The following is a 23,923-nucleotide window of genomic DNA, read 5'->3' as shown; positions in this document are numbered from 1 at the left end:
GACCTGACCCGACCCGCAGCACCGTGCGTAGGCTCGGTGACATGTCCGACTTCTCCGCAGACCAGGCCGCCGTCGTCCGCATCGAACGTTCCGAAGAGGGCCGGTGGGACCTCACCCTCGTGAGTGACAGCGGTGTCGCGATCGGCCACGGCGTGCACCTGTTCGACCGCTCGGAGGACGACGGGGTCGACGAGCTCGCGGCGGCGCAGCAGTTCGTCGGCGGCTACGGCTGGCGCTTCGAGGGCGACGCCGTGCAGCAGGACGGCCCGGACGCGTTCTGGGCACCGCTCATCCGCGCCTGAGCGGTCCGCTCGCCGGTCCGGGTGGACCCCGGACATCCGCGTTCTGCGGATGACAAGATGGGTCGGTGCCACCGATCGATGACGACAACGGGTTCCGCAAGGAGCGGTTCACGGATGCGGGCGGCTCGGACTACACCGCGATCTTCCGCTCCGAGTACTCCGGTCAGGACCTCCGGCGCGACACCACCGTCGCCTCCGACACCTTCGCGTCCGCGGGCACCCGGTACGAGTACTTCGTCATCGGCGACGACGACCTGACGCTCCGCACCATGAACGCGCGGGGCGGACGGCGCGGCGGGGTGATCGGACCCCGGGACGACCACGTGGTCTTCTGGCTCCAGCACGGCCGCCTCGAGATGCACTTCGCGGACCGGTCCCGCGTGATCGAACCCGGCAGCCCGTACATCGCCTCCGCGTCCGAGGCCTACCGCTTCGAGTCCGAGGAGACCGTCTACAACGGCGTGCACATCTCCGACGCGTTCCTCCGGAAGACGGCGGGCGAGCTCGGCTACCCGATGCCCGAAGGGGCGGTCCTGTTCGACCAGCAGGACGAGCGGGTCGCCCGGCACGAGCCGCTCCGTCGGCTGCTCGGCGAGGTCAGCCCGACCCTGATGGACGACCGGGTGCGCGGCGCGATGCGGACGGCGCTGAACCGCCGCCTGGCCACCGTCGTCCTCGACACCTTCCCGCTCCGTGACCGTGGTGACGACGTCCCGACCGCCAGCCGGTTGCGGGACGCGATCGCGTTCGTCGAGGAGCACGCCCGCGACCGCCCGTCGGTCCCGGCTATCGCCGCCGCCGCCGGCCTCAGCGAGCGTGGTCTGCAGGAGGTCTTCGCCCGGACCCTCGGGGTCACCCCGAACGGGTTCCTCCGCGACCAGCGGTTGGACGAGGTGCGGCGTGAGCTCCTCCGGGGGGAGTCGCCGAACAGCGTCCTCGAGGTGGCACGCCGCTGGCGGTTCACGAACCCCAGCCGCTTCGCCACCGCGTACCGCGCCCGCTTCGGCGAGGACCCCTCGGCCACGCTCCGGGCGGCCACGTCCCGACGGCCCGACGGCCGCTCGTCGTGGCGGATCCGGCAGGCGGTGGCCTACATCGAGACCCACCTCGACGACGCCTGCACGGTCGCCGACATCGCCGCGGCCGCGGGGCTCCGTCCCCGCCGGCTCCAGCAGCTCTTCAAGGAGGAGCGGGGCACCACGCCGACCGCGTTCCTCCGCGACCTGCGCGCGCTCCGCCGGTCCGGCGACCGCTCCTGAGCAGCGCCGGCGGTCGCCCGCCGCGACGTCTGCCGGACGGGAGGCACGGATCACCCCCGACATGCGCCTCCCGGCCGAGCGGTCAACCGACCTCGGCGTCCCCTGTGGGCCGGCGGCGGCGGCCCGGCAGGATGTCCCACATGGGAACCAGTTCGCGACTCCGCACCGCCGCGCTGCGCGGCCTCGTCCCGCTCGGGCTCGTCTCGGTCGCCCTCGCCGGGTGTTCGACCGGGTCGGGTGACCCTGCGCCGACGCAGACGGTGACGCAGACCGTCGCGCCGTCGGCGGCGGCCGCGGCGACGCCGACCTCGGTCGCGACGACACCGGCTCCGGTGCAGACGCCGCAGCCGAGCGCGACCCCGACGTGTGGCGCCGAGGACCCGACGAGTGCGATCCAGCAGGCTGCCGACCGTCTCGGTGCGCCCGCCGGCATCGACGGGGCCACCTGGGACACCGCGTCGGCCGAGCGCGACGGGTACGACCCGTGTGCGGCGCTGTCGTGGGTCGTGCTGCGCCCGGCGATGTCGACCGGCAGCTCACCGTCGGCGATCCTGCTGTTCCACGACGGCGCGTACCTCGGCACGGCGACGAAGGAGCAGTACTCGTTCGAGCCGGACGTCGTCCGGCAGTCCGACGCGGCGCTGACCGTGACGTACCGGTTCCCGCTCGCCGGCGAGGGGAACGCCGAGGCCAGTGGTCGAGCCGAGGCGGCCTACCGGTGGGACGACGGCGCCGGACGCGTCGTCATGACGGGGGACGTGCCACCGACACCGTGACCGGCCTGGTGACGGCGGTCAGCGGTCGGTGACGAGCGCGACCATCTCGGCGACGACGGCGCGGAGGCGCGTGGCGAGGTCCGCCTGGTTCTGCACGCTGAAGCGGTGGGCAGCTTCGGTGAGTGCGGACATCACGAGGGCGACGGCGGTGCGCGCGGTGTCCTCGTCGGTGCGTGTGCTGACGGCGGCGATGAGGGACTGCCGGGACTCGGCCATCCAGCGCATCACCATCGACGTCATCTCGGGGCGCCGGACCAGCAGTTCCTTCGCCCGGGCACGGTCGGCGGAGAGCGGCACCGTGTGGGCGACGAGGTCGCAGACGTCGTCGATCAGCGGGCCGTCGGCGGCGGCGAACCGGTCACGCACGGCGTCGGGGACGTCGACGGTGTCGAGGCCGATGGCCGCGTGGGCCTTCGACGAGAAGTAGTTGAAGAAGGTGCGCGGGGAGACGTCGGCGTCGGCGCAGATCTGCTCGACCGTGACCCCGTCCAGGCCGTGCTCGGTGATGCGGGTGAGGGCTGCGTCGTGGATGGCCTGCCGGGTCTGCTGCTTCTTGCGTTCGCGGAGCGTGCAGGGCTCGGAACCGCCGTCGGCACTGCTGCCGAGCGCGGCGCTGTCGGATGCGGGTGCTGCCGTGGTGGTCACGGGCGACCTCCGGTGGGGGAGAGGTGGGGCGGGCCGCCCGCGCGCTGCCGACGGTGGTCGGCGTGCGTGCGGGCGGCCCGGGTGGTCACCGACGCTGGGTCGGCGTGGATCCGGTCATCGGACCGGTGAAGGAGCCGGCCTCGGCCGCGGCCATGCCGGCGTCGGCCTCGAGCTGGGCCTCGGCGGACATGTCCGCCTGCTCCTGCAGGGCCGAGCGCTGGCGCAGCGGCGGCACCTTGAAGAACCAGGTGAGGACGAAGGCGAGCAGGATCACGGCGAGTCCGACCCAGTAGATGGTCACGGACGATGCGTTGAAGCCGGCCATGAACGGGCGCGTCAGGCGGGAGTCGGCGCCGGTCAGGAACGAGGTGTCGTTCGTGGCCGAGGCACTCGAGTCGTCGTTCGCACCCTTGTCGATCTGCTTGACGAGGTCCGGGACGACCTGGTCGACCCAGTAGGTGCGCTGTCCGGCGTCCTTCCAGTCGACCGCGAGCTGTCCGTCCACGACGCTGGCGTGTGCCTGGTCGGCGGCCGTCGCGAGGGCGGTGGCCTCGGCCTGCGGGGTGGCGTCGGCGACCTGCTGGGCGATCACGGTCTCGGCGGCGGCCGCGGGGACCGTTCCGGCGGCGACCTGCGCCTGGACGGCCGTGGTGACCTGCTGGGTGACGGCCTGGTCGGCGGCCTGCTTCGCGGCGGTGGTGCCGCGGGCGAGCCCGGAGTCGATGTTGTCCTGGATCGGTTCGACTATCGGGTCCCAGATCTGGTCCATGACGCCCTGGTTCGCCTTCGCGCTGGCGACGCTCGGGTTGAGCGCCGCGTCGAGTGCAGCGGTCAGGTCGGCCTTGTTCGCGGTGGCGTGCACGATGTTGGCGGGCATCACCGAGAACAGGATCGAGAGCAGCACGGCGGTGCCGAGCGTGCCGCCGATCTGGCGGAAGAAGGTCGCCGAGCTGGTCGCGACGCCCATGTCCTTGGCCTCGACGGACCCCTGCGACGCGAGCGTCAGGGACTGCATGACCGAACCGAGTCCGAGACCGATGAGGAACATGCCGATCATCAGGAACCAGAGCGGCTTGTCGATCGTCATGAAGGTCAGGACGACGTAGCCGGCCGACACCAGCGCGGTGCCGATCACCGGGAAGACCCGGTAGCGGCCGACGCGGGCGACGATCTGTCCCGAGGTGATGGAGGCGATCATCAGGCCGCCGACGAGGGGCAGCGTCGCGAAGCCGGACTCGGTCGGGCTGAGGCCGACGACGATCTGCAGGTACAGCGGGATGGTCAGCATGGCGCCGAACATCGCGAAGCCGACGAGGAACCCGATGACGGTCGCCATCGAGAACGTGCCGGAGCGGAAGAGCTTCAGCGGGATGATCGCCGCGTCGCCCATCTTCGACTCGATGACGAGCAGTGCGACGAGGCCGACGGCTCCGATGACGTAGCAGGCGAGGGCGGCGGGGGAGCCCCAGCCCCACGTGCGGCCCTGCTCGGCGACCAGCAGCAGCGGGACGAGGGTGACGATGACCGAGGTCGCGCCCCACCAGTCGACGACCGGCTTGTCGCGCTTGTCGTGCACCTTCGGCAGGTGCAGGAAGACGATCACCATGACGAGCGCGGCGATGCCGATCGGCACGTTGATGAGGAGCACCCAGCGCCAGCCGGTGATGAAGAGGATCTCGGACGCCCCGGCGAGCAGACCGCCGATGAGCGGGCCGATGACCGACGAGATGCCGAAGACGGCGAGGAAGTAGCCCTGGTACTTCGCGCGCTCACGCGGGGCGAGGATGTCGCCCATGATCGCGAGCGGCAGCGACATCAGCGCACCGGCACCGATGCCCTGGACGGCGCGGAAGGCGGCGAGCATGAGCATCGACGTGGACATCGACGACAGGACGGCGCCGACGATGAAGACCACGATGCCGAAGATGTAGAGCGGACGACGGCCGAAGATGTCGGAGAGCTTGCCGTAGATCGGCGTCGCGATCGTCGACGTGATCAGGTAGGCGGTCGTGACCCAGGCCTGCTGGTCGAGACCGTGCAGGTCGTCGCCGATGGTGCGGATCGCGGTGCCGAAGACCGTCTGGCCGAGGGACGACAGGAACATGCCCGCCATCAGCCCGTAGATGACGAGCAGGATCTGACGGTGGGTCATCAGGGGTTGCTGACCGGGTGCACCGGGGGTCGCGGTGCTCCGGCCCGGCACCGGCGTCTGTGCGGTGACTGTTGACAATGCGGGTCCTTCTGGTTCGACGTGCCGGACGGCGAGTGCGTCGTCGGGCGGAGGCGAGGCGGGTGCGTGGGCCACGGAGGGGCCGCTGCGCATCCTGAAACCTTGCAGGCTCCGCAACTTTACATCCATTGCGTTCTGCAAGCAACTAGTTGGCGCGTCGTACGATGACGCCGTGCCCGAGGACCAACGCCCCGACGACGATCGGCCCGACGACGATCGGCCCGACGACGGTCGGCCCGACGACGACCGCCCGGGAGCCGAGCGGCTGCTCCGCCGACAGCTCGACCGGCTGTGGGTGCGCCAGACCCTGCGGACCGTGCTCATCGAGCAGTCCGGCGGCCTCGACCCGACCGCGCGGGTGATCCTCCGGGCCGTCGAACGCCTGGGAGAGGTCCGCTCGACCGCCGTCGCCGAGCGCACCGGACTGTCGCGGCCGGTCGTCAGCCGGCGGATCGCCGGTCTCGTCGAGGCCGGCTACGTCCGCACCACGCCGGACCCGGACGACGGTCGGGCGGCCCTGCTCGCCCTGGCGCCGGCCGGCCGTGCGCTGCTGGACGGCCTCGACGCGCAGGGGGACGCGGTGTTCGACGACGTGACGAGCGTGTTCGACGGGCAGGAACTGCGCGACCTCGCCCGACTGCTGGCACGGTTCAACGACCGTGCGGCCGAGGTGCTCGGCGCCGGCGGCGAGGACGACCGGGGCGAGACGCCGTAGTCGGCTCGCACGTCGGGGGAGCGCGCCCGCTCAGACCAGATCGGCGAGCACCGCGTCCACGACCTCGGCCGGTCCGCCCGCGCCGCCGTGCAGGGCCCACCACGTCAGTGCCGCGTCGGCCGCCGCCGCGAACACCGCGCAGCGCACCTGCACGGCCAGGTCGTCCTCGGAGACCCCGTCGCGTCCGGCCACGAAGGCCACAAGGGTGTGCTCGAGTTCGGCGACGAAGAAGGCGCCCTCCTGCCCCAGGCTCGGGTTCGCCCGGATCACGCGGAGCCGTCGCCGGGTCACCTCGACCACGTCCGCGGGGAACGTCGCGGCGATCCGGTAGGCGGCTCGGAGCGCGTCACCGGAGGCCTCGTCGTGCGGGCGTCCGGCGAGGGCGTCCTCGAAGCGCTCACGGAACTCGTCGAGTCCGCCCCACACCAGTGAGCCCTTGGTGGGGAAGAGCCGGAAGAGTGACCGACGGCTGATGCCGGCCTCGACGGCGACGTCGTCCATCGCCACCGCGTCGTAGGTGCGCTCGTCGAAGAGCCGCAGGGCGACGAGGGACACCGCGTCCGGGACGATCGTGCGCGGACGCCCGGTGGGTCGGTCGTGCATGGCTCCCTTTCGGCACTGAGTGCTACAACGGTGGTGCGCAGGCAGCGCGACTCAGTGAGGAGACACCATGACCGACACCACCACCGGACGGTTCGCCGGCTCGACCATCATCGTCACCGGAGCGGGATCCGGCATCGGACGCGCCACGGCGACCCGCATCGCGCAAGAGGGTGGTCGCGTCATCGCCACCGACGTCGTCGCCGCCCGCCTCGACGCGCTCCGCACCGAACTCGACGGCCTCGACGTCGAGACCGTCGTCGGTGACGTCGCCGCGACTGAGACCATCGACGCCCTCGTCACCGCCGCCGGCGGCCGCGTCGACGGGCTCGCCAACGTCGCCGGCATCATGGACGCGTTCCTGCCGCCGGACGAGGTCGACGACGCCACCTGGGAGCGCGTCTTCAGCGTCAACGTCACCGGTCCGATGCGCCTCACCCGTGCCGTGCTGCCGCTGATGATCGCCGCCGGCAAGGGCTCCGTGGTCAACGTGGCGTCCGAGGCCGCGCTCAAGGCATCCGCCGCGGGCGCCGCCTACACGTCCTCCAAGCACGCCATCGCCGGGTACACCAAGAGCGTCGCGTTCTTCCACGGGCCCCAGGGCATCCGCGCCAACGCCGTCGCCCCGGGAGCCGTCGCGACGAACATCGAGGCGCCGATGAAGAGCGAGTACGCCGCCGGTCGGGTCGGCCCGATCATGCAGACCACCATCCCGCCGGTCGCCCAGCCGGAGCAGCTCGCGGCGGCCATCACGTGGCTCCTCAGCGACGACTCCGCCAACGTCAACGGGGCCGTCCTGCCGAGCGACGGCGGCTGGTCGGTCGTCTGAACCGACCCCGTGACGGACGGGAGGCACGTGGTGCGGCCGCCACGCGCCTCCCGTCCGTCTGGGGTCCAGCTCGAAAACGGGATACCGTTCTCCCCATGAGCACCGAGAACACCACCCCCGCCGAAGCCGTCGACGAGGAGCCCGTGATCACCTTCGCCGACCTCGGGCTCAGCGACCCCGTCCTCAAGGCCGTCAAGGACATCGGGTACGAGACCCCTTCCGCGATCCAGGCCGCCACCATCCCGATCCTGCTCGAGGGCCGCGATGTCGTCGGCCTCGCCCAGACCGGTACCGGCAAGACCGCCGCGTTCGCACTGCCCGTGCTGTCCCGCATGGAGGCCGGCGCGAAGCTGCCGCAGGCGCTCGTCCTGTCCCCGACCCGTGAGCTCGCGCTCCAGGTCTGCGAGGCGTTCGAGCAGTACGCCGCGCACATGAAGCACGTCCACGTCCTGCCGGTCTACGGCGGCCAGGCGTACGGCGTGCAGCTGTCCGCCCTCCGTCGCGGCGTCGACGTCGTCGTGGGCACCCCCGGTCGCATCATGGACCACATCGCCAAGGGCACCCTCGACCTGTCCGAGCTGAAGTACCTGGTGCTCGACGAGGCCGACGAGATGCTCAAGATGGGCTTCGCGGAGGACGTCGAGACGATCCTCGCCGAGACGCCGGACACCAAGCAGGTCGCGCTCTTCTCCGCGACGATGCCCGCGCAGATCCGCCGCATCTCGAAGCAGTACCTCAACGACCCGGCCGAGATCACGGTCAAGGCGAAGACGACCACCTCGGCGAACACGACGCAGCGCTACCTCGTCGTGTCCTACCCGCAGAAGGTCGACGCCCTGACCCGCATCCTCGAGGTCGAGGACTTCGAGGGCATGATCGTCTTCGTCCGCACGAAGAGCGAGACCGAGACCCTGGCCGAGAAGCTCCGCGCCCGTGGGTACGCCGCGGCCGCCATCAGCGGTGACGTCGCCCAGGCCCAGCGCGAGCGGACCGTCAACCAGCTGAAGTCCGGCAAGCTCGACATCCTGGTCGCCACCGACGTCGCCGCCCGCGGGCTCGACGTCGACCGCATCACCCACGTGGTGAACTTCGACATCCCGATCGACACCGAGTCCTACGTGCACCGCATCGGCCGCACCGGTCGTGCCGGCCGTTCGGGTGCCGCGATCAGCTTCGTCACCCCGCGTGAGCGTCGCCTGCTCACCGCGATCGAGAAGGCCACCCGCCAGCCGCTCACCCAGATGCAGCTGCCGAGCGTCGAGGACGTCAACTCCACGCGACTGACCCGCTTCGACGACGCGATCACCGCGGCCCTCGGGCAGGAGTCCCGCGTCAGCGCGTTCCGGGACATCATCGCCCACTACGTCGAGCACCACGACGTGCCGGAGTCGGACGTCGCCGCAGCGCTCGCCGTCGTGGCGCAGGGGGACACCCCGCTGCTCCTCGACCCGGCGGACGACCGCGCGCGCCAGCAGATCGAGCGCGACGAGCGTCGCAGCCGTGACGACCGCCCGGCCCGTGACCGTGACGGCGACAGCGGTGGTGGCGACCGTCGCCGCCGCTCGGTGCCGATGACCGCCTACCGCATCGAGGTCGGCCGTCGCCACCGGGTCGAGCCGCGCCAGATCGTCGGTGCGCTCGCGAACGAGGGCGGCCTGCGCCGTGACGACTTCGGCGCGATCCAGATCCGACCGGACTTCTCCGTCGTGGAGCTGCCGGCGGACATGGACTCCGGCGTCCTCGACCGTCTGCGCGACACCCGCATCAGCGGCAAGCTCATCGAGATCCGCGCGGACAGCCGGGGCGGGGTGCGTCGCGACAGCGGCACCCGTCGCGACGGGTCCCGCTACGGCGACCGTGACGATCGCGGCGGCTCCGGCGACGACCGCCGGCCCCGCTCCTCGCGCGACTGACGCCGTGACGTGCGGCCGGTCGCCTGCTGACGCACGCACCGGTCCGACGCAAGGCCCGACACCATCCGGTGTCGGGCCTTGCGTCGTCTCTGTGGAGAACCTGGTCCGCTGGATCGACGAGCCGGTAGGGTGGACCGCGTCAGAGCCTCCGGGGGATCTTCTGCGCGGGGGTGCAGGTACGAAGAGAATGAGGGGTTCACCATGTCGCGTGTGCTTTCGACCGAACAGGCCAAGACCGCCATCCGCCAGATCCAGTCCATCGTCAACGGTGGCTTCACGGACCAGATCTCGCAGCTCGACGCCCAGGGGCGCATCCTGTCCGACTCCAACGTGTGGGACGGCCCCCTGGCGTCGAACTTCCGCGGGTCGACCTGGCCGGAGACCAAGGCCGCGCTGGACAAGGCGAAGACCGAACTCGAGCAGCTCCGCACGCAGCTCGACAAGATCTCGCAGGACATCTTCACCGCGGGTGGCGGCGCGTAAGCAGCCGTTCGTGCAGCGCCCGGGCCGTCGACCAGTTCGACGGACCGGGCGCTGTCGTCTGTCCGGAAGCGCTGTCGTCCGTCCGGAGGCGCTGTCGTCCGTTCGGAGTCGCTGTCGTCCGTCCGGACGAGCGGTCCTCGGGCGTCCCCAGATCGGGGCATCGTGCTGACAGGTGTCGCCCTGCTGCGGTAGACAGGACAGCACGCCGGAGTCGACCCGAACGACGCCGAGCGGACGGCGTCGCCCGTGGAGCCTGGATCCGCCAGCGGCACCGTGCCACATCCGTGCGCGGCAACCGCGCGCACGGGCTTCCGGGATCAGGAGGGGACGCCGTGCACTGCAGCGACGGTTCAACAGGGGTGCGCCGATGACGGCGTTGGACGTCGGTCGACGCGACCGTCGTCGACTCACCGTCGGAACGCCCCGCCGCCGACTCCTGGCCGTCCGGACCGTGGCCGTGCTCGCCGCGGTGTCCGGCCTGAACTACGTCGGGTGGCGCTGGGTCGCCTCGGTGAACTGGCACTCGTGGTGGATCGCCGTGCCGCTGGTCCTCGCCGAGACGTACAGCGTCATCGACTCGGTGCTCTTCGCGTTCGGGGCGTGGAAGCTCCGCGAGCGCGGCGAACCCCCGACGAAGCCGAGCACCGACGTCACGGTCGACGTGTTCATCACCACGTACAACGAACCGATCGACCTGGTGATGCGCACCGCCCTCGCGGCGAAGGCGATCACGCACCCGCACACCACCTGGATCCTCGACGACGGCAACCGCCCCGAGATGCGTGCGGCTGCCGAGGCCGCCGGGCTCGGGGTCATCACCCGCGGCAAGGACTGGGTGGACCGCCCGCGGCACGCCAAGGCCGGCAACCTCAACAACGCCCTGCTCGCCACGCAGGGCGAGTTCCTGCTCATCCTCGACGCCGACCAGGTGCCGGAACCGTCGATCCTCGACCGCACCCTCGGGTACTTCAAGGACGAGCGGATGGCGCTCGTGCAGACCCCGCAGTGGTTCGAGAACGTCCCGGACTCCGACCCGCTCGGCAGCCAGGCGCCGCTGTTCTACGGACCCATCCAGCAGTCGAAGGACGGCTGGAACGCGGCGTTCTTCTGCGGGTCGAACGCCATCCTCCGGCGTGAGGCGCTGATGCAGCTCGGCATCACGCGGTACGTGCGAGAGGTCGAGACGAGCGTCCAGCGCACCATCAAGACCGCGAAGAAGCTGCTCGGTCGGTCGCGCGAGACCGAGACGGACGAGCGCGTGCTCGTCGCCCTCGACGACGCCGAAGCCGTCGTCGACCGGGCGCGTGACGAGATCGCCGCCGGAGAGCCGCTCGGCGACGTGACCTACCGCTTCCAGCGCGGCATCGACGCGATCGCGTTCCGCTTCGCCGCCGCCGACCTCGAGTCGGTGCGCGCGGACCTCCAGGAACTCGCGGCGATGTCGACCGACGCGAACACCTTCGCCGGCCTCGACGACGCGGCCCTCGACGTCCTCGGGCAGCGGGGCGCGTCCCCGGTGGCCGCGATCGAGTCCATCGCGGTGCTCGCCCGCGCGCTCGACGTGAACCGCGACGACGAGGCACAGGCGATCATGCCGCTGGCGACGATCTCGGTGACCGAGGACATGGCGACCGCGATGCGCCTGCACGGCCTCGGCTGGCGCTCCGCGTACCACGACGAGATCCTGGCGAAGGGGCTCGCGCCGGAGGACCTCGAGACGATGCTCGTGCAGCGGCTCCGGTGGGCGCAGGGCACCATGCAGGTGTTCTTCCGCGAGAACCCCCTGGTGCAGAAGGGCCTGTCGTTCGGGCAGCGGCTGATGTACTTCTCCACGATGTGGAGCTACCTGTCCGGCTTCGCCGCCGTGGTCTACATCGCCGCGCCGGTGCTCTGCCTGTCGTTCGGCGTCGTGCCGGTCCAGGCGTACAGCACCGACTTCTTCGCCCGGCTCATCCCCTTCCTGGTCCTCAACCAGCTGCTGTTCTGGGTGGTCGCCGCGGGCAGACCGACCTGGCGCGGGCAGCAGTACTCGCTGGCGTTGTTCCCGGTGTGGATCGAGTCGGTCACGAGCGCCTTCGAGAACGTCTTCCGCGGTCGTCCGCTCGGCTTCCGCGTCACGCCGAAGGTCCGCGACACCACCGACGCCAAGCCCCGCTGGGACCTGGTGAAGCCGCAGCTCGTCGCGATGGCGGCGCTCGCCGCCGCGCTGGTGATGATCGGCATCCGCTACCTGACCGGGCAGGCGGAGGGCATCGCCCCGCTGGTCAACACCGCCTGGGTCGTCTTCGACCTGTTCATCTTCAGCATCGTGATCCGGGCGGTGCGCTACCGCGGGCCCGAGGCCCAGGTGCCCCTGGAGCACGAGTCCACGACGGTCGGAGGACCCCTGTGAGCACGCACGCGAGCATCGACGTCCCCGCGGTCCCCGCGTCGCTCGACACCGTGCAGGACACCTTCGCGGCGTGGTGGGACGGCCAGGGCATCGACGACCCCACCATGCGCTTCCGGCTGGAGACCGCCCTGGTGGAGGTCGCCGCGAACGTCATCGAGCACACCCGCCGCTCGGACACGCAGGAGGGCCGTCGGTTCGTGTTGGACCTCACCGCGCGGGACGCCGAGCTCGTCGCCGTCCTGTCGGACAACGGCATGCCCGCCGACATCGACCTCAGCGCGGTGACGATGGCCGACCCCGAGGACGAGGGGGGTCGTGGTCTCGCGCTCGCGATCGCGGCGCTCGACCGGCTCGAACACCACCACGAGGGTGGGCGGAACGTCTGGGTACTGGTGTGCGAGCGCTGAGCCGGCTCGGGGTCCGGATCACCGCCCTCCTCGTCGTCGTCGGCGTGCTCCTGCTCGGCGGCGCCCTGCCCGCGAACGCCGCGACGGGTGCGGTGGCCCCACCGAGCGGGAAGACCTGGTTCGGCCCGGACCTCGACTGGGGCGCGGACGCTCCCGACGGGTACGAGGGCCGGCTCGGCGCGACGCCGTCGATGTACGGCGTCGAGATCGCCTACCCGGTCGACGGGCGGGCCGAGGAGCAGTTCCACCGCTCCACCCGCGCGGCAGCGGCGCAGGGTGCCGTGCTCGTGGTCAGCCTGGTGCCGGACCAGTCCCTCCGGTCGCTGACCGGGGCTGATGCCCGCCACGCGAACCGGCTGTTCGAGCAGGCCCACCGGCAGTACGACACCCAGCTCCTGGTCCGCTTCGCCCCGCAGATGAACGGCACGTGGGTCCGTTGGGGGCAGCAGCCGACGCAGTTCGTGCAGGCCTTCCGGACCGTGGCGCAGCGGGTGCACGCCGGCGACTCGGACGCCCGCATGGTGTGGTCGCCCTCGTACGGAGCGGGGTACCCGTTCGGCTCCTCCGCCGGCCGCCTGGCGGACCTGTCGGCGACCGACACGGCGAAGCTGGACACGAACGGCGACGGTGCGATCACCGCGGCCGACGACCCCTACGAGCCGTACTGGCCCGGGGCGTCGTCCGTCGACTGGGTCGGGCTGTCGATGTTCTTCTTCGGCAAGGGGAAGTCCACCGAAGCCGCAGGGCGGGACGTCCCGCTGACCCGCAACGTGGTGCCGGCGTCGGACGAGGTCGCGCAGCGCTTCGCCGAGCGCTGGGGCTACGACCGGCAGCAGCCCCGCAGTTTCGTCGACCGGTTCGCCGTCGACCGCGACCGCCCGATGCTCCTCGACACCGGCGCGCTGTACGACCACTCCCTCGACGGTGCCGGCGAGCTCCAGGTGAAGCAGGGATGGTGGCGGCAGGTCATCGCCGAGGTGCAGAAGACGCCCGAGATCCGCGGGGTGACGTACATCGAGGCGAACCGCCGTGAACCGGAGGCCGGCAACCGGGTCGCCGACTGGCGCTTCGCGAAGGCCCCGGGCACCGCCGGCTCGTTCCGGACGGACCTGCAGGGTGCGGACCAGTTCGTGTTCGGCCCGGTCACCGACCGGGTGACCCCGCAGCAGGGTGCCGCCGCGACGAACCAGCAGCTCGACACCGGCGGCGACCAGATGGCGTGGATCGTCTGGCTGTCGGCGGGCCTCGCGCTCGTGTTCGTGCTCAGCGGGCTCGTCGGCCGACTCCTGCCCAGCTGGCGGTACCCCGACGACGGCAAGCCCGGACGCGACCTGCGGCTCGACCTGTTCCGCGGGTTCATCATCCTGGCGGTGGTGATCACGCACATCGAGGTGTCCGGCCCGTACTCGTACCTGACGCTGCACGCGGTCGGTGCGATCACCGGCGCCGAGATGTTCGTGTTCCTCTCGGGCATGGTGCTCGGCATGGTCTACCCGCTCGGCATCGCGCGGTTCGGCGAGTGGGCCTCGGCGATCGGCGCGTGGAAGCGCGCCCGGAAGCAGTACCTCGTCACGCTCGCGGTGATCCTCATCGTCTTCGCGCTGAGCTTCGTGCCGTTCCTCGACACCGACGCGATCACGACGTTCACGGACCGGGGCACGGGCCTCGACGGGGTGCAGGCCGAGGGGCGGGTCTACGACCTCTACCCGAACGCCATGCAGCTGTTGGCGTACCCGCCGCCCTGGTACGCGATCCGGCAGTTCCTGCTGCTCGAGATGGGTCCGTGGCCGTTCAACATCATGGGCCTGTTCGTGGTGCTCAGCCTGTTCATCCCGGTGTTCATGTGGGTGATCCGGCGGGGGTACTGGTGGGCGTTGCTCGTCGTCAGCTGGGCGCTCTACGTCTTCCAGGCGGTGCACCCCGAGTTCAAGCCGCTCAACTCGCAGTTCGACGCGGTGTTCCCGCTGCTGACCTGGCAGGTGGTCTTCACCCACGGCCTGGTGCTCGGCTACTACCGTCGGCAGATCACCCGGGCGCTGACCGGCCGGCTCGGCAAGGTCCTGGTCGGCGTGCTGGTCTGCGGCTACGCGGCCTTCCTGGTCTACGTCTGGGCGGGCGACCGGTTCGACTTCACCCCGGTGCCGTTCCCCGCGTCGATGTACCAGGACCTCTACAACACGGCGTACCAGCGCGTCGACCTGCAGTGGGGTCGACTCATCGACATCGCGTTCTTCGCGGTCGTCTCGTACGCGATCCTCACCGTGTTCTGGAAGCCGGTGAACGCCGTCATCGGGTGGCTGTGGATCCCGCTCGGGCAGGCGAGCCTCTACGTCTTCGTGTGGCAGGTCTTCTTCGCGCTGGTGATCGCGTCGCTGCCGCTCGACTACGGCAACGTCTTGATCGGTACCGCCGTGCACACCGTGCTGATCCTGCTCAGCTGGTACATGGTGCGCCGGAAGTTCCTGTTCTCCGTCATCCCGCGCTGACGGGTCGGTGAGGCCGGACGGACGTCAGGCCCGTCACCAGCTGGTGACGGGCCTCCCGTTCCGCGTCTCGCGCCCTCAGGCGCTGTACTGCCGTGTCAGCTCGCGCCGCAGCACCTTCCCGCTCGGCCCGATCGGCAGCGTGTCGACCACGTGGAAGACGCGCGGGTACTTGAACGACGCGACGTGCTCGCGGACGAACGCGTCGACCGCGTCCGACCCGGCGGCGCCGTCGCGGAGGACGACGGCCGCGTGCACCTCCTGGCCGTGCACCGGGTGGTCGACGCCGAACACGGCGGCCGAGGCGACGTCCTCGTGCCGGTGCAGCACCGCCTCGATCTCGGACGGGTACACGTTGTAGCCGTTCCGCAGGATGAGGTCCTTCTTGCGGTCGACGATGCTGACGTAGCCGTCCTCGCTGAGCACACCGATGTCACCGGTGCGGAGGTACCCGTCGGCCATCGCGGCCTCGGTCGACTCCGGGTCGTCGAGGTAGCCGAGGAACAGGTTGTGCCCACGGACCACGATCTCGCCGGGTTCCCCGACCGGCACGGGCACGATCCGTCCCTCGATCTCGGCGTCCGCGACGACGACGTCGACGCCCCACACCGCGGGCCCGACGCTGCCGGCGCGACTCGGGACGCCGCGGGGGTTCACCGAGATGACGGGGGAGGTCTCGGTCATCCCGTAGCCCTCCTGGATCGGCGCGTGGAAGGTCGACTCGAAGCGTTCCAGCACGGCGGCGGGCAGGGCGGCACCGCCGGAGACGCACCAGCGGAACGGCGGTCGGGCGTCGTGCTGCTCCGCCGCCCCGAGGAGCGCGATGAACATCGTCGGCACGCCGAGGAACGCCGTCACCTGCTGGTCGGTGCACAGCTGCAGCGCGGTCGCCGCGTCGAAACGGGGCAGCAGCACGATCGTGGCCCCGCGGCGGAGCGTGGTGTTCATCACGACCGTCTGCCCGAAGGTGTGGAACAGCGGGAGGCCGCCGAACACCACGTCCTCCTCGCGGAGGTCGAACACGTCGATGATGCAGACGTTGACCTGCTCGACGAGGGCGAAGTGCGACCCGACCGCGCCCTTGGGCTGCCCGGTGGTGCCGCTGGTGAACAGGATGGTGGCCGGGTCGAGGGGGTTCGTCGCGACGACGGCGTCGAGCGGCTCGCCCTCGGACGCCAGTGCCGTCAGCGAGACGACGTCCTCGCCGGCCCCGACGCCGACGACGAGCGCGCCGGTGTCGGCAGCGGCCGGTGCGGCCTCACCGAGCACCGAGCCGGCGGCGACGAGCACGCGGGCGCCGGAGCGGCTGAGGACGTGGGTGATCTCCTCGCGCTTGAACAGCAGGTGGATCGGGACGACGACGGCGCCCATCGCGAGCACGGCGAAGTACGCCACCAGGAACTCGGGCACGTTCGGCAGCATCACCGCGACACGGTCGCCGCGCTGGACACCGCGGGACCGCAGGCCACCGGCGGTCGCGCGGACGCGCTCCCACAGGTCGCCGTAGGTCAGCTCGTGGACGCCGTCCGGCATCGCGGTGACGACGGCGGCCTTGGTGCGGTGCCGTCGGGCACCCTCGGCCACGATCGTGGCGACGTTCAGTGTTCCCAGTCCGGTGGTGGTGGACATCGTGCCCCTCTTCGTCGGTGCGGGCATCGTCGCCCTCGGTCGCGCCGCTGGTGAGACGACGCTCGCGCGGTCGTCGGGTGCGACCGCCCTCCTGACGCTACCCAGCGCGGGCGGCCCGCATGCAGCCCCCGTTCGGCGGACAGGGTGGGGCGGCCGCCACCACGAGACGGACGGGAGGCCCGTGGCGATCCCGCCACGGGCCTCCCGTCCGTCGTGGTGTGCGCTGGTGCGGACCGGTCAGCGCCCGCGCGTGCTGGTCAGCGCGACGCGATCGGCGTCGGGTCCACCGGGTCCGGCGGCACCGGCAGCGAGCCGTGGATCTGGTTCTGCGCCTGGCAGTCGCTCGTGCAGTTCGTCGCGCCGGCGCTCAGCTCGACGGCGTCCTCGCCGAGGACACCACCCAGACGGCCGCCGGGCTGGACGGTCCACGTGGTCGTCGTCGCGGTCTGCGAGGTCTTCGTCGCGACCTGCGGGCTGTCCTTGCCGAGCAGCATCTGGTGCGCCCCGCTGCCCGATGCGACCGCGGGGGTGCCGTCGCCGAAGTTGACCTTGCCGGTGTACGGGTTGACGAAGTAGAACAGGCCGGCACCGAGCGTGTGGGTGAAGGTGACGGGGCCGGCGAACTCGGTCTCCATCTGGAAGACCCCGCCCTGCGCGCCGTCCTTCGCCTGGATCTTGAACTTGCCGGCGCCGGTGCTGAAGATCGCGACGAGGGTGTCGTCCCGGACCTCGAGCGACGACAGGCGGGTGCCGGCGAGCTGCGCGGCGGTGAGCGAGGGCACCTTCGACGCGAACACGACCGTCGGCTTCGTCACCATCCGCTGGGTGTCGGGGGCGCCGGTCAGCGTGTAGTCGTACACGCCGAGGTCGGCGAGTCGGATGTCGAAGCCGTTGTGCTTGCCGCGGACCGCGATGGTGCCCGAGACGGCGATGTCCTTGAGCTTGAAGTCGCGGCCGACGGCGGGGTTCGTGGTGGTGCCGTTGACCGTGACGGCGTAGTCGCCGCCCGTCGAGGTCTTGCCGGACGCCTGCGCCGGGGCGACCCCGACGAGTGCGACCGCGGCGACGGCTGCGGCGGCGAGGGTCGCGGCGAGGAGCGTTGCCGTCCCGCGGGTGCGGCCCGAGCGGCCCGAGCGGGCGGTGCGGTGGTCGGTGGTGGTGCGCATGGTGTGCCTCCTGTGCGGGGCGGTTCGAGAGTGCGGGGCGGTTCGACCCCTCGGCACGATCGTCGCCGCTCGCTCCCGCGGGCACCATCGGACCTTGGTACTAGTACCCGTGGTCCCGCGCCCAGAGCGCCGCAGTCGTCCGGTCCGCCACCTGGAGGCGCCGGAAGACGCTGCCGACGTGCACCTTGACGGTCCGTTCGGCGATCCCGAGTTCGGACGCGATCTGCCGGTTCGACAGCCCGCGGGCCAGGCGCACGAGGACCTCGCGCTCGCGCGGTGGCAGCACCGGGCCGGAGGGGACCGGGTCGGCATCCGTCCCCGTCGCCGGCAGCAGACTCCGGGCGACCCGTGGGTCGATCGGGACCTCGTCGCGCGCGGTCGCGCGGACCGCCCGCACCACGTCGTCCGGGGTGGCGTCCTTGAGGAGGTACCCGGTCGCCCCCGCGGCCAGCGCGGCCCGGACCCGGGCGTCGTCGGCGAAGGTCGTCAGCACGAGCACCCGGGCGGACGGCAGGTCGGTCCGCAGTGCGGCGGTCGCGGCGACCCCACCGGCGCCGGGCATCGACAGGTCCATCACCACGACGTCGGGGCGGAGCGTGAGTGCCCGTTCGACGGCCTCCTCACCGGTCGCGGCCTCGCCGACCACCTGGCAGTCGTCGGTCGTGTCGAGGACCGCACGGAGCCCACCGCGGACCAGGGCGTGGTCGTCGACGAGCAGCACCCTCACCATCCCGACGCCACCCCGGCGGACTCCGACTCGGCGGGGACCGCCAGCTCCCAGGTGGTCCCGGTACCCGGCGCGGTCCGGAGCACCAGCGAGCCGCCGGCGTCCTCCGCGATCTGCCGGAGCAGGGTGGTCCCGAGGTGACCGCTGCGTCGTGACCCGAGCACGGCCTCCGCATCGAAACCGACCCCGTCGTCGGACACCCGGACGACCAGCTCGTCGTCCCGTCGGTCGACCGTGACCCGGACCGCACTCGCTCGGGCGTGCCGGACGGTGTTCGCGACGGCCTCCCGCACGAAGCGCACGGCGGCGAGCAGCGCCGGGGGAGCGGCCGGGACCGTCGCCGGGACGTCGAGCCGCACCACCAGGCCGGCCGCACGTCCCCGGGCGGTCGCGTCGTCGAGCGCGGCGGCGAGCCCGTCGCGGTCCGGGGCCGCCGGCTGGATAGCGGACATCGACGACCGCAGCGCCGACACCGCGGACCGCAGTGTGGTCGCCGACTCGTCGAGCACCCGGGCGCCGGGACCCGTCGTGCTCCGTGCGGCCGCGCCGAGGCCGAGCGCCAGCCCCGCGATGTCCTGCACCGGACCGTCGTGCAGGTCGGCGGCGAGCCGACGGCGCTCGGCGGTCTCGGCGTCGAGCGCGCGGACCAGCAGCCGCTCCCGGTCACGCTGGCCGCCCCGCACCCGGAGCAGCAGCCACAGCACGACGGGCAGCAGCAGCGCGATGGCCACACCCACGGTGCCGAACGCCAGGGTGGCGAACGCGGACCGCAGGGACGCGGCACTGCCGAGGACCGCGTCGTACGGGTAGTAGACCTCGAGCAGCAGTGGGTCGCCGGAGGGCACGTGCACCGCCTGGTACGCCTCGAGCAGCGGCCCCCGCCCCCGCTCGTACCGGTTCTCGGGCGCAGTCAGGTCGGACACCTCGGCGTCCGAGCGGTCCGACTCGAGCGCCTCCAGGTCGTCGTCGGACAGCGCGAACCGCTGCCCCACCAGGCGGGGTTCGTCCGACCAGAGGACGGTGCCGTCCGGAGCCCAGAGCTTCACCCGGACCGCGCCGGTCGCGGCGGTCACCGCCTGCACGGCACGGTCCAGTCGGTCCGCGGCGACACGACGGTCGGCGGCGGACGCAGCCCGGTCGGCGACGGCGTCGAGCAGCGCCGGCTCGACGACGGTCCGGGCGACCGCGGCGGTGTCGTCGGTCGCGTCCTCGACCGCGAACCGTTCCGCGGTGCGTTGGGAGACGAGGGTGCCGACCGTCGCGACGGCGGCGCCGCCGAGCAGGGCTGCGAGCACCACGCCCACCAGCACCCGGCGCCACGGCACGGTCCGGACCGGACGACGGCGGAGGTCGCGCCGGACGACGAGCACGGCGTCGTCGCCGCGCTCGGAGTCGAGGGATCGTCGTCCGGGCACAGGGTCACCGTAACCCGCCCCGGGGCCGACCCCGGACGCGACGGGAGGCCCGTGGCGATCCCGCCACGGGCCTCCCGTCGACGTGTCGACGTCGCTGCGTCAGCGCTGCTTCGTCGTCGCCACGAAGAGGTCGTCGAACAGTCCCTGGTCCTCGGTGGGCTGCTCGCCGTGCTTCCAGCGACGGCGCATGCGGCGGATGGTGGTGATGCGCACCGGATCGACGCCCGGTTCGGTCTCGTACATGCCCATGGTGTCCCATCCCGTCGGCGGTGACCCCCGTGCGAGGGGGGTCCTGGTCGAGTCCGACGGTACGGCGACGTTCGGAGCCACGCCCGGCCAAGTAGGTCGCGAATTGACCCATCCGCGCTGCGTGGACAATTCCTCCGACCGGCGACCAGGGGGCCCATAGCCTGCACTACGACGTGGGCGACACCCCGCCGTCGAGCGCCCCGGCGATGCGGTCGACGATGCGGACGAGGCGTCGGCGCTCTCGTTCCGAGAAGGAGGACAGGAGTTCGTGCAACTGCTCGTTGGTGCTGTCCAGCGCCGCTGCGAACACCTGCTCCTGGCCGGGCGTCAGCTCGATGAACCTGCTCCGACCGTCCTCCGGGTTCGGCACACGCCGCAGGAGGTCCTGCCGTTCCAGCCGGTCGATGATGCCGGTCACCGCGGGGCCCGTCAGACCGAGGTGCGACGTCAGGTCCTTCACGCGCACCGAACGGTCGCCCGTCTTGGCGCGCCACACGTACTGCAGGACCGACAGGTCCGTCCCGGAGACGCCGGTCCGGTCCCGCAGCCGGTTGCGCAGCGCGGTCGAGGCCTGCTCCAGTCGGGTCAGGGCACCGATCACGTCGAGGTCGCTCATCGGGTGCCCTCCTCCGTGTCGCACGGCACACCGGAGTGGGGACCGGCGTGCTCGCGGCAAGGATATCCAGATACCGCTGGTTCCCGATCCAGTGTGGTGACGACGTGAGCGGGCCGCTCGCGCCGGAGCCCGGCGAGACCAGGGCGGCGGCTGGACGGGAGGCGCTCGCCGACTCCGCCGTCCCGGTGCGGTTCGAGGTGTCCGGCACCGACCCCGACGCCGCCGTCCGCGACCTCGCCGGCATCTACTCCGGCAGGCAGTGGTTGTCGCGCCGGACCGACGGGGAGTACTCCTACCGCTACACGGCCGTCGGCGACTCCGACGTCTCGATGCGCCGGTCCACGATGAGCGGCTTCCTCCGCGGTGCGTCCGCACCCGGCGACGACCTCGTGATGGGCTGGCTGACCGCTGGCTCCGGGACGCCCGACACCCTCCGCGACCGGGTCGCGCTGCGGATCGGGCACCCGATGCTGTTCCCGGCACACCGCGACGTCGTGTTCGTGGCCACCGACTACGACCAGCAGCTCGTCCACCTGGACCGCGCCCTCGTCCGGGAGGTCGCTGCCGAACGCTTCGACGTCGGCACCCGCGAGCTGCGCTTCGACCACCTGCGACCCGCGGACACCGTGGCCGTCCGACAGTGGCGGGACTCCCTCGGCGCCCTCGCACGGGCGCTGCGGGAAGGCGGCACCGGGTCGCTCGTCTGGCACGAGGCGAAACGGCAGACCGTCGACGCGTTCCTGCGGGTCGTCCCGCCGCAGCTCGACCAGCTGCCCGCGGAACTGCTGCACCCGCGGCAGGCGAAGCTCCGCGCGGCGGTCGAGCACATCCACGCACACGCCGACGACCCGATCACCATCACCGACCTGGCGCAGGTCGCGGGCCTCAGCGTCCGCAGCGTGCAGGAGGCGTTCCGCCGCACCTTCGGGGTGTCGCCGCTGAACTACCTGCGCCAGGTGCGACTCGACCGGGTGCACGAGGAGCTGCTCGCGCTCGACTCCCGGAGCGTCTCGGTCGGCCAGGTCGCCACGCGCTGGGGCTTCGCGCACCTCGGGCGGTTCTCGGCGTCGTACGCGGAACGGTTCGGCGAGTACCCGAAGCAGACGCTGCGGCGCTGAGTCGGGGCCGGCGGGCGTCGCCGGTCGACGTGGTCGCCGCGGCCTGCCGGTCGCCGTGGTCGCCGCGGCCTGCCGGTCGCCGCGGTCCACGCGGCCTGCCGGTCGGACACCGCGGTGGACACCCGGAGGCGCTACGGTTCGGCCATGACCGGTACGCCGACGACCGCCGAGGCACCGCCGACCCCCGTCCGGCGTCGGGCACTGCTGTCCTGGGCGCTCTGGGACTGGGGCTCCGCCGCCTTCAACGCCGTCGTCACCACGTTCGTGTTCAGCACCTACCTGGCCAGCCGGGCGTTCGTCGACCCGGCCCTCGTCGCCGCCGAGGACTCCTCGTCCGCCGCGGCCGCAGCCGTCGAGCGCGAACTCGCCCACAACGCCGCGGTGGTGTCCACCGCGTTGACCATCGCCGGCATCGTCGTCGCCCTCGTCGCCCCTGCGATCGGCCGACTCGCGGACACGTCGGGGCACCGGAAGCGCTCGGTGCTCATCGCGACGATCGGCATCGTCCTGTCGATCGTCGGCATGGTCTTCGTCGCGCCGGAGCAGCCGTACCTGGTGCTCGGCGCCGCCCTCATCGGCATCGGCACCGTCGCCTACGAGATCGCCTGCGTCGGCTACAACGCCATGCTCGGTCAGGTCGCCACCGGGCCGAAGACCGGCCGGGTGTCCGCCATCGGGTGGGCCGCCGGGTACTTCGGCGGCATCGTGCTGCTCATCGTCCTGCTCGTGCTCTGCATCCAGGACTTCGGCGTCGACGGCACGGGCGGACTCCTGCAGCTCCCCGCGACCGTGGCCACCGGGCAGTGGGACGTGCGCGTCGCGATCGGCATCGCCGCCGTGTGGCTCGCCGTCAGCTCGATCCCGCTGTTCGTCGTCGTCCCGGAGGCCCCGGCCGACCCCAGCCGCCGCGGATCGCTGTGGTCCGCCTACGCCGACCTCGGGCGGGACGTCGCCCGGCTCTGGCGCACCCGGCGGAACGTCCTGGCCTTCCTGCTCGCCAGCGCCGTGTTCCGCGACGGCGTCGGTGCCGTGTTCACGTTCGGCGGGATCATCGCCGCACAGGTGTTCGGGTTCAGCCCGTCCGGCGTCATCATGTTCGCGATCGTGGCGAACGTCGTCGCCGGCATCTCCACGGTCGTCTCCGGTCGACTCGACGACCGGTTCGGGTCCCGGCCGCTCATCATGGTGTCCCTGGTCGGTCTGTCGGTGTTCGGCACCGCGGTGCTCTTCGCCGGGTCCGCGCAGGCGTCGTTCTGGGTGCTCGGTCTCGGGCTCTGCATGTTCGTCGGGCCGGTGCAGTCGTCCTCCCGGGCGTACCTGGCGAAGCTCGCGACGCCCGGCCGCGAGGGCGAGTTGTTCGGCCTCTACGCCACCACAGGGCGTGCGGCGTCGTTCATCGCCCCGGCGCTGTTCGGCCTCGCGGTGACGATCGGCGGGTCGACGCGGTACGGGATCCTCGGTGTCGTCGTGGTCCTGATCGCGGGTCTCGTGCTGATGGCCTTCGTCCGCGACGAGCCCGCGGCCGCCGCCTGACGCGCGCGCCTGCTCGTACGACACTCGGGGCCCTGGTCGCACGACACCCCGCTCACGTCCGCCGAGGTGCCGCGATTCGTCACTCTCGCGCGCCGAGAGCGACGCGTCGTGGCCTCTCGACGCCCGCCGCCCGGGAGTGTCGCGCCGGCCGGCGGACGGGAGGCTCGGTGCCGGACGCGGGGCGTGCCTCCCGTCCGTGGGCTGCCGCGGTCGCACGACACCCCGCTCACGTCCGTCGAGGTGTCGCGATTCGTCGCTCGCGCGCGCCGAGAGCGACGAATCGTGGCCTCTCGACGGCGGGCGCCCGCGCCCGCCCTCCAGCGCCGCCCGCCCGCCCGCGCCCGCCCGCCCGCCTGTCCGCATGCCGCGCAGCCCTCCGCGACCACCGAGACCCCCGCGCGTAGCGTCCGCCCCGACGACCCACGAGGAGGAACCC

General features: G+C 72.0%; 21 protein-coding genes. 12 read left to right on the top strand and 9 right to left on the bottom strand.

Translation table 11 applies throughout. The features are described 5' to 3' along the window. Window positions 1–41: 41 nt before the first annotated feature. The 3 genes from E9228_RS06525 (at window position 42) to E9228_RS06515 (ending at window position 2,337) form a co-directional block, all read left to right on the top strand. A complete protein-coding gene (locus tag E9228_RS06525) occupies window positions 42–302 on the top strand; it encodes a hypothetical protein (protein ID WP_166779761.1) in 261 nt (86 codons plus the stop codon). Between the two features lie 65 nt (window positions 303–367). Next, window positions 368–1,561, top strand: coding sequence for a helix-turn-helix domain-containing protein (locus tag E9228_RS17535; protein WP_166779760.1), 1,194 nt, complete (start codon window positions 368–370; stop codon window positions 1,559–1,561). A gap of 140 nt (window positions 1,562–1,701) precedes the next feature. Next, window positions 1,702–2,337, top strand: a complete 636-nt coding sequence (locus E9228_RS06515) for an LppP/LprE family lipoprotein (protein ID WP_166779759.1) — start codon at window positions 1,702–1,704, stop codon at window positions 2,335–2,337. Between the two features lie 18 nt (window positions 2,338–2,355). Here the strand turns inward: E9228_RS06515 and E9228_RS06510 are convergent, their stop codons facing one another. Both E9228_RS06510 and E9228_RS06505 read right to left on the bottom strand, forming a co-directional pair. Beyond that, the gene (locus E9228_RS06510; protein WP_166779758.1) at window positions 2,356–2,982 is read right to left on the bottom strand and encodes a TetR family transcriptional regulator; all 627 of its coding nucleotides are present in this window, start codon (window positions 2,980–2,982) and stop codon (window positions 2,356–2,358) included. An 85-nt stretch (window positions 2,983–3,067) separates the two neighbouring features. Then, window positions 3,068–5,134 carry an MDR family MFS transporter gene (locus E9228_RS06505; RefSeq protein ID WP_166779757.1) on the bottom strand — a complete coding sequence of 689 codons (2,067 nt, stop codon included), beginning with the start codon at window positions 5,132–5,134 and terminating at the stop codon, window positions 3,068–3,070. A 250-nt stretch (window positions 5,135–5,384) separates the two neighbouring features. Between E9228_RS06505 and E9228_RS06500 the strand changes: the two genes are divergently transcribed. After that, window positions 5,385–5,927 carry a MarR family transcriptional regulator gene (locus E9228_RS06500; RefSeq protein ID WP_166779756.1) on the top strand — a complete coding sequence of 181 codons (543 nt, stop codon included), beginning with the start codon at window positions 5,385–5,387 and terminating at the stop codon, window positions 5,925–5,927. A 30-nt stretch (window positions 5,928–5,957) separates the two neighbouring features. Here E9228_RS06500 and E9228_RS06495 read toward each other — a convergent pair whose 3' ends face one another. Beyond that, the gene (locus E9228_RS06495; RefSeq protein WP_166779755.1) at window positions 5,958–6,530 is read right to left on the bottom strand and encodes a TetR/AcrR family transcriptional regulator; all 573 of its coding nucleotides are present in this window, start codon (window positions 6,528–6,530) and stop codon (window positions 5,958–5,960) included. 67 nt (window positions 6,531–6,597) lie between these two features. Here E9228_RS06495 and E9228_RS06490 point away from each other — a divergent pair, with 67 nt between their 5' ends. The 6 genes from E9228_RS06490 (at window position 6,598) to E9228_RS06465 (ending at window position 15,037) form a co-directional block, all read left to right on the top strand. Further along, window positions 6,598–7,356, top strand: a complete 759-nt coding sequence (locus tag E9228_RS06490; protein ID WP_166779754.1) for an SDR family NAD(P)-dependent oxidoreductase — start codon at window positions 6,598–6,600, stop codon at window positions 7,354–7,356. 95 nt (window positions 7,357–7,451) lie between these two features. Then, window positions 7,452–9,269 (top strand): DEAD/DEAH box helicase, encoded by a 1,818-nt coding sequence (locus tag E9228_RS06485; protein WP_166779753.1) that lies wholly within the window; start codon window positions 7,452–7,454, stop codon window positions 9,267–9,269. 201 nt (window positions 9,270–9,470) lie between these two features. After that, window positions 9,471–9,752 (top strand): pyrophosphorylase, encoded by a 282-nt coding sequence (locus tag E9228_RS06480; RefSeq protein WP_110824133.1) that lies wholly within the window; start codon window positions 9,471–9,473, stop codon window positions 9,750–9,752. A gap of 367 nt (window positions 9,753–10,119) precedes the next feature. Continuing rightward, entirely contained in the window at window positions 10,120–12,144 is a 2,025-nt protein-coding gene (locus E9228_RS06475; protein WP_166779752.1) for a glycosyltransferase, read from the top strand. Continuing rightward, on the top strand, window positions 12,141–12,551 hold the full coding sequence (locus tag E9228_RS06470) for an ATP-binding protein (protein WP_166779751.1): 411 nt from the start codon (window positions 12,141–12,143) through the stop codon (window positions 12,549–12,551). The genes E9228_RS06475 and E9228_RS06470 overlap by 4 nt, the downstream gene beginning before the upstream one ends. Next, on the top strand, window positions 12,539–15,037 hold the full coding sequence (locus E9228_RS06465; RefSeq protein WP_166779750.1) for an OpgC domain-containing protein: 2,499 nt from the start codon (window positions 12,539–12,541) through the stop codon (window positions 15,035–15,037). The genes E9228_RS06470 and E9228_RS06465 overlap by 13 nt, the downstream gene beginning before the upstream one ends. Before the next feature lie 75 nt (window positions 15,038–15,112). On the opposite strand, the gene E9228_RS06460 is transcribed toward E9228_RS06465, so the two are convergent. The 6 genes from E9228_RS06460 to E9228_RS06435 all read right to left on the bottom strand — a co-directional run bounded on the left by E9228_RS06460 (window position 15,113) and on the right by E9228_RS06435 (window position 20,836). Beyond that, window positions 15,113–16,663 carry an AMP-binding protein gene (locus tag E9228_RS06460; RefSeq protein WP_166779749.1) on the bottom strand — a complete coding sequence of 517 codons (1,551 nt, stop codon included), beginning with the start codon at window positions 16,661–16,663 and terminating at the stop codon, window positions 15,113–15,115. A 257-nt stretch (window positions 16,664–16,920) separates the two neighbouring features. Next, on the bottom strand, window positions 16,921–17,829 hold the full coding sequence (locus E9228_RS06455) for a hypothetical protein (protein ID WP_166779748.1): 909 nt from the start codon (window positions 17,827–17,829) through the stop codon (window positions 16,921–16,923). Window positions 17,830–17,929: 100 nt separating this feature from the next. Then, window positions 17,930–18,559: a response regulator gene (locus E9228_RS06450; RefSeq protein ID WP_166779747.1), complete on the bottom strand. Its 630-nt coding sequence runs from the start codon at window positions 18,557–18,559 to the stop codon at window positions 17,930–17,932. Beyond that, on the bottom strand, window positions 18,553–19,971 hold the full coding sequence (locus E9228_RS17530) for an ATP-binding protein (RefSeq protein WP_166779746.1): 1,419 nt from the start codon (window positions 19,969–19,971) through the stop codon (window positions 18,553–18,555). Before E9228_RS17530 ends, E9228_RS06450 begins: the two co-directional genes overlap by 7 nt. Window positions 19,972–20,070: 99 nt before the next feature. After that, a complete protein-coding gene (locus E9228_RS06440; protein WP_166779745.1) occupies window positions 20,071–20,220 on the bottom strand; it encodes a hypothetical protein in 150 nt (49 codons plus the stop codon). Window positions 20,221–20,386: 166 nt separating this feature from the next. Beyond that, complete coding sequence (locus E9228_RS06435; protein ID WP_166779744.1) at window positions 20,387–20,836, bottom strand: MarR family winged helix-turn-helix transcriptional regulator; 450 nt, start codon at window positions 20,834–20,836, stop codon at window positions 20,387–20,389. A 104-nt stretch (window positions 20,837–20,940) separates the two neighbouring features. On the opposite strand from E9228_RS06435, the gene E9228_RS17525 reads away from it, so the two are divergent. Both E9228_RS17525 and E9228_RS06425 read left to right on the top strand, forming a co-directional pair. Continuing rightward, complete coding sequence (locus E9228_RS17525; protein ID WP_166779743.1) at window positions 20,941–21,954, top strand: helix-turn-helix domain-containing protein; 1,014 nt, start codon at window positions 20,941–20,943, stop codon at window positions 21,952–21,954. A 144-nt stretch (window positions 21,955–22,098) separates the two neighbouring features. Continuing rightward, entirely contained in the window at window positions 22,099–23,487 is a 1,389-nt protein-coding gene (locus tag E9228_RS06425; protein WP_166779742.1) for an MFS transporter, read from the top strand. Window positions 23,488–23,923: the final 436 nt, after the last annotated feature.

The organism is Curtobacterium salicis (genome assembly GCF_011759505.1).
Lineage (GTDB): Bacteria > Actinomycetota > Actinomycetes > Actinomycetales > Microbacteriaceae > Curtobacterium > Curtobacterium salicis.
Note: the sequence above shows the minus strand (reverse complement) of the source record. Positions and strands in the feature narration are given on the sequence as shown.

What these genes read in the sequence shown, in the direction of transcription:
- E9228_RS06525 (WP_166779761.1), top strand. Translation starts at nt 42, where the DNA reads ATGTCCGACTTCTCCGCAGACCAGGCCGCCGTCGTCCGCATCGAACGT.
- E9228_RS06515 (WP_166779759.1), top strand. Translation starts at nt 1,702, where the DNA reads ATGGGAACCAGTTCGCGACTCCGCACCGCCGCGCTGCGCGGCCTCGTC.
- E9228_RS06505 (WP_166779757.1), bottom strand. Translation starts at nt 5,134, where the DNA reads ATGACCCACCGTCAGATCCTGCTCGTCATCTACGGGCTGATGGCGGGC.
- E9228_RS06495 (WP_166779755.1), bottom strand. Translation starts at nt 6,530, where the DNA reads ATGCACGACCGACCCACCGGGCGTCCGCGCACGATCGTCCCGGACGCG.
- E9228_RS06490 (WP_166779754.1), top strand. Translation starts at nt 6,598, where the DNA reads ATGACCGACACCACCACCGGACGGTTCGCCGGCTCGACCATCATCGTC.
- E9228_RS06485 (WP_166779753.1), top strand. Translation starts at nt 7,452, where the DNA reads ATGAGCACCGAGAACACCACCCCCGCCGAAGCCGTCGACGAGGAGCCC.
- E9228_RS06480 (WP_110824133.1), top strand. Translation starts at nt 9,471, where the DNA reads ATGTCGCGTGTGCTTTCGACCGAACAGGCCAAGACCGCCATCCGCCAG.
- E9228_RS06475 (WP_166779752.1), top strand. Translation starts at nt 10,120, where the DNA reads ATGACGGCGTTGGACGTCGGTCGACGCGACCGTCGTCGACTCACCGTC.
- E9228_RS06460 (WP_166779749.1), bottom strand. Translation starts at nt 16,663, where the DNA reads ATGTCCACCACCACCGGACTGGGAACACTGAACGTCGCCACGATCGTG.
- E9228_RS06455 (WP_166779748.1), bottom strand. Translation starts at nt 17,829, where the DNA reads ATGCGCACCACCACCGACCACCGCACCGCCCGCTCGGGCCGCTCGGGC.
- E9228_RS06450 (WP_166779747.1), bottom strand. Translation starts at nt 18,559, where the DNA reads ATGGTGAGGGTGCTGCTCGTCGACGACCACGCCCTGGTCCGCGGTGGG.
- E9228_RS06440 (WP_166779745.1), bottom strand. Translation starts at nt 20,220, where the DNA reads ATGGGCATGTACGAGACCGAACCGGGCGTCGATCCGGTGCGCATCACC.
- E9228_RS06435 (WP_166779744.1), bottom strand. Translation starts at nt 20,836, where the DNA reads ATGAGCGACCTCGACGTGATCGGTGCCCTGACCCGACTGGAGCAGGCC.
- E9228_RS06425 (WP_166779742.1), top strand. Translation starts at nt 22,099, where the DNA reads ATGACCGGTACGCCGACGACCGCCGAGGCACCGCCGACCCCCGTCCGG.